At 42.7% G+C, this 13,736-nt stretch carries 13 protein-coding genes; 12 read left to right on the plus strand and 1 reads right to left on the minus strand.

What is annotated here, in order from left to right; translation table 11 throughout:
- Positions 1-13 precede the first annotated feature (13 nt).
- From MFMK1_RS10395 to MFMK1_RS10435, 9 genes are all read left to right on the plus strand, one after another.
- Positions 14-1,132 (plus strand): NADH-quinone oxidoreductase subunit D, encoded by a 1,119-nt coding sequence (locus MFMK1_RS10395; protein ID WP_366921643.1) that lies wholly within the window; start codon positions 14-16, stop codon positions 1,130-1,132.
- A gap of 25 nt (positions 1,133-1,157) precedes the next feature.
- Complete coding sequence (gene nuoH / locus MFMK1_RS10400) at positions 1,158-2,195, plus strand: NADH-quinone oxidoreductase subunit NuoH (protein WP_366921644.1); 1,038 nt, start codon at positions 1,158-1,160, stop codon at positions 2,193-2,195.
- Positions 2,196-2,207: 12 nt separating this feature from the next.
- Positions 2,208-2,627, plus strand: coding sequence for a NuoI/complex I 23 kDa subunit family protein (locus MFMK1_RS10405; protein ID WP_366921645.1), 420 nt, complete (start codon positions 2,208-2,210; stop codon positions 2,625-2,627).
- A gap of 5 nt (positions 2,628-2,632) precedes the next feature.
- A complete protein-coding gene (locus tag MFMK1_RS10410; RefSeq protein WP_366921646.1) occupies positions 2,633-3,133 on the plus strand; it encodes an NADH-quinone oxidoreductase subunit J family protein in 501 nt (166 codons plus the stop codon).
- Positions 3,130-3,438: an NADH-quinone oxidoreductase subunit NuoK gene (gene nuoK / locus MFMK1_RS10415; RefSeq protein ID WP_366921647.1), complete on the plus strand. Its 309-nt coding sequence runs from the start codon at positions 3,130-3,132 to the stop codon at positions 3,436-3,438. The genes MFMK1_RS10410 and nuoK overlap by 4 nt, the downstream gene beginning before the upstream one ends.
- 34 nt (positions 3,439-3,472) lie before the next feature.
- Positions 3,473-5,353 (plus strand): NADH-quinone oxidoreductase subunit L, encoded by a 1,881-nt coding sequence (gene nuoL, locus MFMK1_RS10420; protein ID WP_366921648.1) that lies wholly within the window; start codon positions 3,473-3,475, stop codon positions 5,351-5,353.
- 1 nt (position 5,354) lies between these two features.
- Positions 5,355-6,884, plus strand: coding sequence for a complex I subunit 4 family protein (locus tag MFMK1_RS10425; protein ID WP_366921649.1), 1,530 nt, complete (start codon positions 5,355-5,357; stop codon positions 6,882-6,884).
- Positions 6,884-8,314, plus strand: coding sequence for an NADH-quinone oxidoreductase subunit N (locus MFMK1_RS10430; RefSeq protein WP_366921650.1), 1,431 nt, complete (start codon positions 6,884-6,886; stop codon positions 8,312-8,314). Before MFMK1_RS10425 ends, MFMK1_RS10430 begins: the two co-directional genes overlap by 1 nt.
- A 218-nt stretch (positions 8,315-8,532) precedes the next feature.
- Positions 8,533-8,898, plus strand: a complete 366-nt coding sequence (locus MFMK1_RS10435; RefSeq protein WP_366921651.1) for a YraN family protein — start codon at positions 8,533-8,535, stop codon at positions 8,896-8,898.
- Between the two features lie 82 nt (positions 8,899-8,980).
- Here the strand turns inward: MFMK1_RS10435 and MFMK1_RS10440 are convergent, their stop codons facing one another.
- Entirely contained in the window at positions 8,981-10,276 is a 1,296-nt protein-coding gene (locus tag MFMK1_RS10440; RefSeq protein WP_366921652.1) for a DUF1015 domain-containing protein, read from the minus strand.
- Between the two features lie 201 nt (positions 10,277-10,477).
- Here MFMK1_RS10440 and MFMK1_RS10445 point away from each other — a divergent pair, with 201 nt between their 5' ends.
- The 3 genes from MFMK1_RS10445 to ligD all read left to right on the plus strand — a co-directional run bounded on the left by MFMK1_RS10445 (position 10,478) and on the right by ligD (position 13,674).
- A complete protein-coding gene (locus MFMK1_RS10445; RefSeq protein WP_366921653.1) occupies positions 10,478-12,004 on the plus strand; it encodes a YifB family Mg chelatase-like AAA ATPase in 1,527 nt (508 codons plus the stop codon).
- A gap of 294 nt (positions 12,005-12,298) precedes the next feature.
- Positions 12,299-12,523, plus strand: a complete 225-nt coding sequence (locus MFMK1_RS10450; protein WP_366921654.1) for an alpha/beta-type small acid-soluble spore protein — start codon at positions 12,299-12,301, stop codon at positions 12,521-12,523.
- Between the two features lie 260 nt (positions 12,524-12,783).
- On the plus strand, positions 12,784-13,674 hold the full coding sequence (gene ligD / locus MFMK1_RS10455; RefSeq protein ID WP_366921655.1) for a non-homologous end-joining DNA ligase: 891 nt from the start codon (positions 12,784-12,786) through the stop codon (positions 13,672-13,674).
- Positions 13,675-13,736 lie beyond the last annotated feature (62 nt).

The following is a 13,736-nucleotide window of genomic DNA, read 5'->3' on the forward strand; positions in this document are numbered from 1 at the left end:
GAGGTGTCGTTTCATGGCAAAAGCGCAAGATAAAATTCTTAAAACTCAAGAGATTACCCTGAATATGGGCCCACAGCATCCTAGTACACACGGTGTATATCGTTGTATCTTGACTCTTGACGGTGAGTATGTTACTGACCTTGAGAACGTTATGGGGTACCTGCATCGGGGTATGGAAAAACTTGCGGAAGATCGCACTTACACTCAATTTATCCCCTACACTGACCGGTTGGATTATTTGGCAGCCATCCTAAATAATGTCGGCTATGTTCAGGCTGTTGAAAAGCTGTTAGATATTGAACTGCCGGAACGTGTTGAATATATTAGGGTGATAGTATCAGAACTTCAACGTATAGCCAGCCACATGGTTTATATTGGCAGCTACGCGTTAGACCTTAATGGTTTTACCGGTTGGATGTATACTTTCCGTGATCGGGAGAGAATTCTTGACCTGTTCGAGATGATTACCGGTTCACGGTTAACCCTGAATTACCCCAGGATTGGCGGGGTATCTCATGACTTGACCGATGAGTTCATGAAAGGGTTACAAGAACTGGTGGATGATCTTCCCGCGTGTTTCGAAGAATACGATGGTTTAATTACCGGTAACGAAATTTTTCAATCCAGGACCAAGGGTGTAGGTAAATTGGATGCTGAAACTGCAATCAATTATGGTATTACCGGTCCGAATCTTCGTGCTTCCGGTTACTGTTTCGATTTAAGAAAGAATCAACCTTACGGCATTTACGACCGCTTTGACTTTGATATTCCTACTGGTGAAAACGGTGATTCATATGACCGGTTTATCGTTCGGATGGAAGAAATGCGGCAGAGCTTGCGGATTATCAAGCAGGCCATGAAGGATATTCCTGAAGGCGAAATAATGGCTAAAGTTCCTAAAGTGATTAAACCCAAGGCCGGTGAGGCTTACCATCAGATTGAGGGCGCTAAAGGATGGCTGGGCTATTATTTGGTTAGTGATGGCACTACCAAACCTTATAGGAACCACATTCACAGTCCTTCATTTGTAAACTTAGGAGTTTATCCCGAGATTGCCAGAGGCGGTAATATCCAGGATGCAGTTGTCATCTTAGCTTCAATCGACATTGTTCTTGGAGAGGTTGACCGCTAGTGTGTCATAAAGGGGAGAAGAGTTTATGGAAAAACTGTTTTTAAATCTTGGTGATGTGATTAGAAATTGGTTATTTACCATGGGAATGGGAGATAGCCTGGTTAATTTGATAATGGTGGTCATTTATGTTGCCGCAATTCTTAGTTTTGTTCTATTAAACGTGCTGTACTTGGTATATCTTGAAAGAAAACTCAGTGCTTATTTTCAACAGCGCTTGGGCCCCAATAGAATGGGCCCGCGAGGATTGCTTCAGACTACCATGGATGTAATTAAGCTTATAAGTAAAGAGGACATCGTGCCCCAAGCGGCGGACCGTTGGGTTTTTCGTTTGGCGGCGATCATAGTATTCATACCGGCAGTGATGCTTTATGCTGTAATTCCTTTTGGTAGTGGTATGATTGCTGTGGATTTAAATCTTGGTGTTTTCTATTTCATTGCGATTTCTTCCAGTACAACCATTGCATTCTTGATGGCTGGCTGGGGTTCGAACAACAAGTATTCATTGATAGGCGGTATGCGTACAGTAGCTCAAATGGTAAGTTATGAAATTCCGTTTGTATTTTCCATTTTAGGAGTGGTAATGCTTACCGGTTCACTGAAAATGTCTGATATCGTGGCTGCCCAGTCTGATGTATGGTACATCGTATTACAGCCGGTTGCTTTCCTGATATTCTTTATTGCCGGCACAGCAGAATTAAATCGGGCGCCTTTTGATTTGCCGGAAGGCGAACAAGAACTGATTGCCGGGGCAACTACCGAGTACAGCGGCATGCGGTGGGCACTCTTTTTCCTTGCTGAATATTCTAATCTGGTAGCTATGTCAGCGTTAGCGGTGACGTTGTTCCTGGGTGGTCCTGCTGGTCCCCTGGCACCGTCATGGATATGGTTCGTAATTAAGGTTTATATCATGATTTACGTGTTCATGTGGGTGCGTTGGACTTATCCACGAATTCGTGTAGATCACCTGATGAATTTGAACTGGAAGTTTCTCCTGCCGCTATCTTTGGTGAACATTTTGGTGACTGGTATTGGCATAAAAATATTTGAATGGTTCAGACCATAGGGTGGTGAGAAGATGTACGGTCAAGGCTTGTTAAAAGGATTGGGAATTACGTTAAAGCATTTCTTTGGTAAGGCCATTACCGAGCAATACCCGGAGGAAATGCCTAATTTGTCTCCGATTTTCCATGGCTCATTTGCGTTGGATGTGGAAAAATGTATTGCCTGTGGGATTTGTGCTAAAACCTGCCCCAATAATGTAATTAATATTGAAAGCAGCAAGGGTGAAGACAAAAAGAGAAAGCTGGATGGCTATCAGATGGACATCGGCTTATGCTTATTCTGCGGTTTGTGCGTGGAAAGCTGTCCAACTGACGCTATCAACTTTACTCAGGAATTTGAATTGTCATGCTATACCCGGGAAGATGCTGTACTCAATCTTCACCAATCTGGCGGCAGCACAGAAACCCAATCCGGCGAAGCGATGGAGGGGTGAGATAGGTGACTAATCCAATTATTTTTTGGCTGATTACCATATTAGTGGTTGGTTCAGCATTGGCAGTTGTTTTGTTGCGTAATATTGTACACAGTGCACTGTTCCTCATTGTCACTTTTGTGGGCGTGTCGGGACTATACATTCTGTTACAGGCAGATTTTTTAGCCGCGGTTCAACTTTTGGTGTATGCCGGGGCAGTAGCTATACTCATTGTTTTTGGTGTGATGCTTACTGTTCGCGGTGATATCAAAAATAGTAACATGTTTAACAGTTATAAGTTGAGCGGTGGAATTGTGGCATTAGTATTCTTTCTCATTGTAGAAAGAATTATTTTGAAGACTGACTGGGTATTGAGTACAGCAGCTATGCCTGAAAGTACCGTTGGCCCCATTGCCGACTCTTTATTAGGGAATTTCGTAATACCTTTTGAAGTAGCAGCGGTATTACTGTTAGTGGCAATGGTAGGCGCTATCCTGTTGGCTAGGGGGGAGGGTAAGCCCCAATGATTACGTTATACCACTTTCTTATTTTAGGGGCACTGGTATTTTCCATCGGTTTATATGGTGCATTGGCGAAACGCAGTGCTGTGGCGGTGCTAATGGGCGTCGAATTAATGCTAAATGCGGTAAATATCAACTTATTGGCTTTTGACAGGTATTTAAACCCTGGCAGTTTGTCCGGAAACATATTCGCCATATTTGTTATCGTTGTTGCAGCCTCCGAAGTGGCTGTAGGGTTGGCCTTGATTATTAATATTTACCGTGACCGCTTAACCACAAATGTTGATGAGTTCGACTGGTTGAAGTGGTAGTAATTGCTACTAAAAAGGTGGTGGAAAAAGTTCAATGGCAGATTTTACCTGGATTAAGTTAGCCTGGTTAATACCTTTATTTCCCGTAATATCCTTTGTGCTGATTGCCTTTGTTACCAAAAAGCTTAGGATGTTGAGTGCCTTGACGGCACTGGCGGGTATTTTGTCATCACTGGTGGTTTCTGTAGGTGTATTATTTGAGGTTATTACAGGACATATAACCATGGAAGCGCCAGTAGAGTATTTTGTATCCTGGTTGGAAGTGCCTGGTGTAAAGATTACAGCCGGGGTGTTGGTAGACCCATTAACTGCCGTCATGCTGGTAGTGGTAACCATTGTTGCAACATTGGTTGAACTTTACTCTATCGGCTATATGCACGATGATGAAGGGTTTTCAAGATTTTTCGCTTTCCTATCCCTATTTACCTTTTCAATGTTGGGATTGGTTGTAGCTAATAACTATTTCCAGATGTTTTTCTTCTGGGAATTGGTGGGCCTTTGTTCTTACTTGTTGATCGGTTTTTACTTCTACAAGAATTCGGCAGCTAATGCTAATAAAAAGGCCTTTATCACCAACAGGGTGGCCGATTTCGGCTTCATGCTAGGCATATTTTTCCTGTGGTTGGTATTCGGGACCTTTAATTTTGGTGAATTAGCAGGAGCGATAGAGCACTTTGATAATACTGCGTTTTTGACTATGGTAGCCATACTGGTGTTTATCGGTCCAGTAGGTAAGTCGGCACAGTTTCCGTTACACGTGTGGCTGCCTGATGCAATGGAAGGCCCGACTCCTGTCAGTGCGTTAATTCACGCAGCGACAATGGTTGCTGCCGGTGTTTATTTATTGGCTAGAGGGTTTGTTCTTTTCCACGCTGCTCCTGCTGCACTGTTAGTAATAGCATATCTCGGCGGTTTCACATCAATATTTGCCGCTTCAATTGCTATTGTTCAAGACGACATTAAGCGTATTCTGGCGTTTTCTACTCTCAGTCAGTTAGGGTACATGGTTATGGCTATCGGCGTTGGCAGCATTACGGCCGGTATGTTTCATCTGACCACTCATGCTTTCTTTAAGGCGTTATTATTCTTGGGTGCAGGAAGTGCGATACATGCCGTTCACTCTAACAGCATCTTTGACATGGGTGGATTATATAAGAAGATGAAAATTACCACATGGACGTTTGTTGTTGGTTCTTTAGCCCTAGCTGGTATTTTCCCGTTAGCTGGTTTTTGGAGTAAGGACGAAATTTTGTTAGTGACTAAAGATGGTGGCTTTACCGGTCTTTATATCATCGGTTCCATAGTTGCATTTCTAACAGCGTTCTATATGTTCCGGTTAATTTTTGTGGCGTTTTTTGGTGAGAAACATTCTGACCACCATGCGCACGAGTCACCTTGGACAATGACATTACCACTCTTAATCTTAGCTGTATTTTCAGTGTTTGCAGGTTTCATTGGTGCGCCCTTTGTGGAGCATGGTTTTTCCTCTTTAGTTTATTTCGGAGAACCGCACCATGCTGAACCGGATTATATGTTGATGGTAACATCCACTTTGATTGCTTTGTCCGGAATTGTCGTAGCTTGGTTTATGTACTATAAGAAAGCAGTGGATACTGAGGCATTGAAACAGCGTTTTCTGCCTGTTTGGAACCTGCTTTATAACAAGTACTACATTGATGAAGTGTATCAATGGTTCTTTGATAATATTGTGTTAAATATCTCCGCAGCCTTTAACTGGAGCGACCGTAAGGTTGTGGACGGTATCGCAGATGGTTTTGCCGATTTTATTCGGGCCACCGGTGCCCGACTGCGTTTTGTTCAAACCGGAAGTCTTCAAAACTATGCGTTAGTAATTTTCGCAGCGGTTATCCTGATTGTGTTATGGATAGCTGTACCGGCGTTAGGAGGGATATAACATGTTTCCAATTTTAACTGCTATAGTCTTAGCGCCGCTGCTGGGAGCATTGATCATCATCTTAATCCCAGAGAAGGAAGACCTGACAATCAAGATTACTGCTGCGGTAGCCACTTTTGTTGCCCTGGCGCTGTCCATCTACGCATTTATAGCGTATGACCGATCGTTGGGCGGGTTGCAGTTTACTCAAAGTATTCCATGGGTGGATAGCTTCGGTATTGCTTATTCCGTTGGAGTTGATGGCATCAGTCTACCATTGGTTTTATTAACTTCTTTGGTAATCTTTACAGGGGTTTTTGCATCTTGGGATATGCATAACAGGGTAAAAGAGTTTTTTGTATTCCTGTTAACCCTGGTTGCGGGTGTCTTCGGCGTGTTTGTTACCAGAGACTTGTTTTTCTTTTATTTGTTCTTTGAAGTTGCGGTAATTCCCATGTATATATTAATTGGCGTCTGGGGGAGCACCCGCAAAGAGTACGCAGCCATGAAGCTGACTTTATATTTGTTGGTGGGTAGTGCATTTGCTCTGATTGGTATTATTGCCCTGTTCTTATATGCAGCACAGCCAGAGCATTTGGGTTTTCGTACCTTTGACATTGTCCAGTTGGCGTCAGTTAATTACGATGTCGGTTTCCAGAAGTTTATATTCTTCTTGTTCATGGTAGGTTTTGGATTCCTGGTTCCCATGTGGCCGCTGCATACTTGGTCTCCCGATGGTCACGTTGCGGCACCTACGGCAGTAAGTATGCTTCATGCTGGCGTATTGATGAAATTGGGTGGTTACGGTCTTATCCGTGCCGGCATCTTTTTCTTCCCGCAAGGAGCTCAGTTCTGGGCACCATTAATTGCCGTGTTATGTATCATTAACGTGGTTTATGGGGCTATGGTAGCCATGAAACAAAAGGATTTAAAGTTCGTTATCGGTTATTCCAGTGTTAGTCACATGGGTTATGTGCTGCTGGGTATAGCATCACTCAATACTTTGAGCATTGACGGTGCTGTAGCTCAGATGTTTGCCCATGGTATTATGACAGCGTTATTCTTCTCGCTGGTTGGTAATGTCTATCATAAAGCCCATACTCGGATGATTGCAGATTTTGGCGGCTTGGCTCATCAGATGCCGCGTATCGCTGTGGGCTTCATTATTGGTGGCCTTGCATCGCTGGGCTTACCTGGCTTAAATAACTTTGTTGCGGAATTTCTGATATTTGTTGGATCGTTTTCTGTAGATAAAGTTTTGTTTGGTTGGCTACACTTCCGAGTACTGTCCATTTTGGCAATTCTGGGTGTAGTTATTACCGCTGTTTACGTGCTGAGAGTTGTGCAATTCGTCTTCTTCGGACCGCGTAATGCTAAATGGGACCATTTAGAAGATGCAAAAGGTATCGAGTTAGTGCCGTATGTGATATTGATTGGCACACTGCTGCTATTTGGTTTCTTCCCCCAACCTCTGATCAGTTTGATCAACAATGGGGTTGCACCACTTGCAGCTAAGCTCAGTGCGGCTGCCAAGGTAGGGGGGATATTCTAATGAACATTACACTGCTGAGTATTGAAATTCTAACTACCGTCTTGGCAATCGGCTTGTTAGTAATTGGTTTATTGGTACCAAAGGGACAGTGGCGAGGCATCAGTTATTTGACCACTATTGGTCTGACTGGCATTCTGATTTCCACTTTGGCTTTTTCAGGTGTGAATGAAACCTTGTTCAACGGAATGTACGTGATTGACCCGCTGTCTACTTTCTTCAAGCAGATATTCCTGCTGGCGGCAGTTTTGGTCAGCCTTGCTTCATATGACTATATCCTTCGCTTGGGATATAACCAGGCAGAGTTTTTTAGCTTGCTGGTTTTTGCTACACTGGGGATGATGGTGTTGGCATCTTCCGGCGACTTGATTTCCCTTTATGTGGGCCTGGAACTGATGACAATCACATTCATCATTTTGACAGCTTATCGTAAAAAAGATGCCAAGGCATCTGAGGCTGGTATCAAGTATTTAATTCTAGGGGCTATGTCTTCCGCTGTTTTACTATATGGTCTCAGTTTTGTTTATGGCGCGGCCGGTTCCACTGTGTTTTCCGAGATTGCAGCAGCAATGCAAGGCGGTATACAACCGTTGATGGTGTTGGGCACCATCTTTGTAATAGCTGGTTTTGCATTTAAGATATCTGCAGTGCCTTTTCACATGTGGTCCCCGGACATTTACGAGGGTGCACCTACACCGGTTACTGCGTTCTTGGCGGTAGCTTCCAAGGCTGCCGGTTTTGCGGCAATGATACGGATACTGGTAATCGCCTTGCCCGCGCTGGCATCAGATGTTTGGCTGGTTATCGTAATTGTACTGGCTGCCTTAACTGTCTTATTTGGTAACTTTGTTGCTATTCCCCAGACTAACATTAAGCGGTTACTGGCCTTTTCCAGTATTGCTCAGGCGGGTTACCTGTTGTTTGGTTTGGTTGCTTTTTCCGCTTTAGGAATTGCGGCAATATTATTCCATTCAATCCTATATGTCTTTGCTAACATGGGTGCTTTTATTGTGGCTATTTCCTTTTATAACCACACCGGAAGTGATGAAATCAAAGACTATACCGGCTTGGCCCAACGTTCACCGTTTATGGCTGCCGTAATGCTGTTATCCTTGCTGTCACTGGCAGGTATTCCGCCGTTAGCGGGATTTGTCAGTAAGTTTTACCTATTTACCGCAATTATTGAGAAAGGCTACCTTTGGTTGGCCTTCCTGGGTATAGGTATGAGCATGGTATCAGTGTACTACTACCTCATGGTAGTCAAGGTGATGTACTTGGGAGAACCAGTAGAAGGGGCAGATAAGATTAAGCTTCCATTCAGTGTTCAAGCAGCATTGTTAATATGTATGATTGTAAGTGTATTCTTTGGGATTTATCCCGAGCCGCTTACTAATGTTGCTTTAAACGTAGCTCATGTGTTCTTCCCGTTTTAATCAAACACCATAAGCAGGGAGTTTCTTCCCTGCTTTTCTTTTTATACCGGTATTTTATACCAGTCAAAATTAAAACTTTTGCTGGTTAAAATTAGCTAAGATTTCCACCCCTAAAAGGGGGGCCGTGCGACTAGACCAGCAAGCTGGTAAGTCTTCTATGGCATAAGGCATTTTTTCATATTTATGAAAAGTAAATTTTGATAATTGAGGTGAAATCCATGCCGACAAAGGGGAGGGTAGATAAGGGCAAAAGAGGAGAAGATGCAGCCGTTCTCCATCTAAAGAAATTTGGCTATCAAATTGTTGCCCGTAATTTCCGTTGTAGGTATGGGGAGATTGACATCATTGCCCGAGATGGCGATACATTGGTCTTTGTGGAGGTCAAAAGTCGGACATCTGCTCGTTTTGGTTCGCCTTTTGAAAGTGTAGATATAAGAAAGCAAAAAAAATTACGGCAATTAGCAGTGATCTACCTGCAGTCCGTAGAAGAATATGTGGGAAATGTGCGCTTTGATGTAGTAGGTGTGTATTTAACCCCAGCGGGTGAAGTCACAGAAATTAATGTGATAAAGCATGCCTTTTAATTTTAAAAGGTATTAGCTGCAAGTAAAGTTGCAATACATTGAAGAAGCCCTCTTTTTAAAAAGAGGGCTTCTTCTGATTGAGTTATTTACTGCCCAACGGGTTAATAACCAAACCGGTGATTAATTTGGGATAAAAGTATGTTGACTTTTGGGGCATTTTGTCTCCGGCACCTGCAACATCAGTAACTTGTTCAACTTGAGTTGGCCGCATAAGTACTGAAAAGCAGAAGTCTCCATTCTTTACTTTATCAATGGTGTCCTTCCCGTTACGAGTATAAGTGATAAAATCACCTGATGCTCTTTCCGCACTACCAAGTCCCAAAACATTTTCTAACAACATGCTATGGAGAATGGCAACATCTAGTTTGCGCCAATGTAAGCTCTTATCCAAACCATATAAGGTTTCCGGGTAGCAATCCGGCCTTAAGGTAAGGAAATACGCTTGATCGCCGCCCGCATATATGGCAAAGGCCGATTTACTTGTCTCATTTAACCTATCTTCAAGGGCACCAGCATCAGCAGCTACTTTTTCGATGATAAAGTATTTATTACTTTCGGCGAGCAGCCGAGTTAAGTCTTCCGCAGAAGTGTTTTTTATCATTCTGTGAGTGGGCAAGATAATCAGTCCATCGTCGTGAAGATTAACCAAAGTAATCATAATGTGACCATACCCGTCATGACCTTTTGCTTTCATTTCTTCAGCATGCTTCAACGCAGTTTCATAGCGATGATGACCATCCGCTATATAAATGGTTTTAGCGAATAAGTTCTTTTGTACTTTGTTGATGACATCAATGTCTGTCACAGCCCAAAGCCTATGAATTACGCCGGTGCTGTCAGAAACCGTGCAATCAGGTTCCTTGGATTGACATACCTTTAAAAGCAATTTCTGAGATGATTTCTCCTCTTCGTCGTAAAGACCAAAAATCGGGCTAAAATTCGCCTGACAGGATTCTAATAGGAGTTTGCGGTCGGTCTTAGCTTTTGGAAGGGTTTCCTCATGCGGAAGAACTTCGCCGCGTCCGTAATCCACACATTTTAGACCGGTAATGAAACCGGTACGATTATAGGTATTTCCATTGATTGAAAACTCCTGGCGGTAAAGGTATAAACTGGGAGTGCTGTCTTGAACCAAAATGCCATCACGCTGCCATTGCTTAAAAATCTCTGATGCTCGAGTATAACGGTTATTATCAGTATCGTCATCGGGGTAAGTCTTTCCTAACTCTAAACGAATTATATTGTAGGGATGCTGTTCATAGAAACGATTCTGTGCTTCAGGTCCTATTACATCGTATGGTGGGGTGGTTACTTCCTCTAAGTGTGCTACCATTTTAGGATTGTAACGTAGACCTTTAATTGGGACTATTTCCGCCATTTTTTTCCTCCTTCTTATGTTTGCAGTTATTTTATTATATCTTGACATTAAATTCAACTCAATGAATTAAGCATTAAATTCCTGAAATAATTAGCTAGCTACTAAATTAGGGATAAAAGGCATTTGTGAGAAGGTTAATGGAAAATTTTGTAGAAAAATACCACTAAGAATCTAATGCGATAAAGGTGTGGGTGTTTTCATATGTTAGCGATAGTTGAAAGCTGTTCGTTAATTGGTATTTCCGCTTGCTTAATAAAGGTGGAAGTGGATGTATCATTGGGGTTGCCTGGCTTTGAAATAGTCGGTTTGCCCGACGCTGCAGTTAGGGAGGCAAGAGACAGGGTTAAAGCTGCCATCCGTAACAGCGGTTTTCGTTTCCCTGATCAGAAAGTTACTGTAAATCTGGCACCGGCTGATATAAAAAAAGTTGGTCCTTTTTTTGACCTGCCCATTGCCTTAGCTATATTGGCTGCTAACGGACAGCTAAATTTAGACGCTCTTTGCGGCAAGGTATTTGTAGGGGAGCTGTCTTTAGAGGGAACCGTTCGAGCAGTTTCCGGTATATTACCCATGTCATTAGCATTATCACAGCTTGGTAAAGATTGCTTTTTTGTGCCAAAAGTTAATGCTTGGGAAGGTGCACTAGCTAATAACATACGGGTTTACCCGGCAGAAAGCCTACGGCAATTGGCGATGGACTTTAATGAGGGCTTAGCTCTTACACCTGCTGAGCCTAAGCGGCTTGATGATTGTAACAAAGAATTGGATCCGGATTTGGCTGATGTAATAGGGCAAAGCGGTGCGAAACGCGCAATGGAAATTGCAGCAGCTGGTGGTCATAATCTTTTAATGGTGGGACCGCCAGGCTCCGGTAAAACTATGTTGGCTAAAAGATTACCTTCAATTTTACCGTCATTGACCAGGCAGCAGTGTATTGAAATCACCCAGGTGTATAGTGCTGCTGGGCAATTAAATCCTGTTTTCCCGTTGATTACTCGGCCGCCTTTTCGTGCACCACACCATACTGCATCTTCCGCAAGTATTATCGGTGGTGGCCGTATACCTAAGCCAGGTGAGATTAGTTTGGCTCATAACGGGGTACTGTTTTTAGATGAGCTGCCGGAATATCGTAAGGATGTGATAGAATCCTTAAGGCAGCCATTGGAAAATGGTAATGTGGCAATATCCAGGATCTCAGCAACTGTTGATTACCCAGCTGAAATTATGTTGATTGCAGCAATGAACCCCTGTAAATGCGGCTTCTTCGGAGACCCTTCCAGACAATGTACCTGCAGTGACTATGAGGTCGGACGTTATCGAAGTCGTGTTTCCGGTCCTGTACTAGATCGGATAGACATTCAAATAGAGGTGCCCAGAATGGCCTTTGATGAAACTAGAGTTGTAAAGACATCGGAATCTTCTTCACAAATTAGGTCACGGGTTATCAAGGCAAGGGAAGTACAAACCTGGCGATATAAAGGTTTAGGATTTTATACAAACAGTCAATTAGATGTCAAGGCCCTTAAAAAATGGTGTAAAGTGGATAAAGAAGGAGAAAACTTACTGAGAATTTCATATGACCGCTTGGGCTTAAGTATGCGCGCCCATCATCGAATTTTGAAAGTCGCAAGAACTATTGCAGACCTTGCTGGGCAAGAAGAGATATCAAGCAGTCATTTGGCGGAAGCAATTCAATATAGAAGTCTTGACAGAAGTAACTTGCAATAAATAATTCGAAGTTTTTTACCAAGAAAAATGATTTAAAGTGCGTGTTCAAAAAGTCCATTGTAGCAGGAGCAAGAAGTTCAAGGCGCGAAGGCTTTCAGACGCGGAGCGTACTGGTGGCGTACGTGAGCAGTCTCAAAGACTGAGCAACGCAGAAATTCGCCGCTCACCTGCGATGGACTTTTTGAACATCCTCTTAAAGAAACTTTGGCAACCATAAACAATTATGCCTTTAATTATTCACCATAATTTTTCGCCTCCGGGAAAAACTAATACCAATTAAAGGAGGTGATAATGATGGCTCAAGGACAACAAGGGAAGAAACATGTAGTGCCCCAGGCTCACAAGGCTTTAGATAATATGAAGTATGAAATTGCCGGTGAACTTGGCATTCCTGTTTATCAAGGTTCAGAAGATTATTGGGGCGAAATTTCGTCCAGGGACTGCGGTTCAGTTGGTGGACACATGGTAAGAAAAATGATCCAGATGGCGGAACAACAGCTGTCAACCACGACAAAATAATTAATTTTACTAACTCTAACCGGGTCATCTCCCGGTCTTTATTTTTGTTGTGTTAAAAAATTGATTTAACAGAAATAATATATTTAACATGAATAAAATAATATTATAACTAATAAAACGGTGGGGGTGAAGCCGTGACTAATGGAATGAGAATTGTCGCTGCACTGGTTACTGGAGTTGCTCAGTTATTTGTTTTTTACTTAGTTTTGTTTAAAGTTGGTGAAAAAATTAAGAAAATAAATTAATCGGAGTGGAAATAATTGAAGGAATTTATTTATAATACAGACGATGTAAATGTTACGCTTAAAAACTTAGAGAAAAAGTTCTGGCCTAATGATAATTTTAGTAAAGGCGATCTGCTTAACTATTACGACAAAGCAGGTCCTTTTCTTCTGCCCTACATTAAAAAGCGACCTTTTACCATGAAACGATATCCCGATGGCATAGACGGGAAGCATTTTTTTCAGAAGGACTGCCCGGATTATGCACCAGACTGGTTGGGAAGAGTTGCGATGGGTAAACGTGAGAAGGTCATTGATTATATTATCATAAATAAAGTGGCGGACATTCTTTGGGTGGTAAATCAGGGGTGTATCGATATGCATACCTGGCTCGCATCTTATACAAACCCGACGAAGCCCGATATAGCGGTTTTTGATTTGGATCCAGCTGAGGGGTCAACTTGGCAAGATGTCTTGAGCATGGCAAAAATCATCAGAGAAGCCTTAGAAAGCATTCGATTGATGGGTTATCCTAAGACCAGCGGATCAAAAGGGTTACACATTTATATTCCTATCCAACCGCTGTACAGCTACTCTCAGGTTCAAAATTTTATTAGGGGATTGGCAGAAATGATTGCCTCGGCCTATCCGGAAAAGGCTACAACTGCTCGCAATATTAAAGACCGTAAAAATAAGGTATATATTGATTATCTTCAAAATGGGGCCGGTAGAACAATGGCTTCAGTGTTCAGCGTACGCCCGGTACCGGGCGCGACCGTTTCAATGCCGATCTCCTGGGAGGAAGTAGAGCAGCGCAGTATTCATCCATATCAATTTACTATGACTAATGTTTTGGACCAGATAAGAGAAAGGGACACGCTTTTTCAGGGTGTACTCACCAAAAGACAGAAACTGCCGCCGATTCATTAGCATGAATTTTTTTCAATAAGAAGGAAATTGCCCTTCTACCCCGAAAGCATTGAAAAAAGGTT

This window comes from Metallumcola ferriviriculae, from assembly GCF_035573695.1.
In the GTDB taxonomy this organism is placed as follows: domain Bacteria; phylum Bacillota; class JADQBR01; order JADQBR01; family JADQBR01; genus Metallumcola; species Metallumcola ferriviriculae.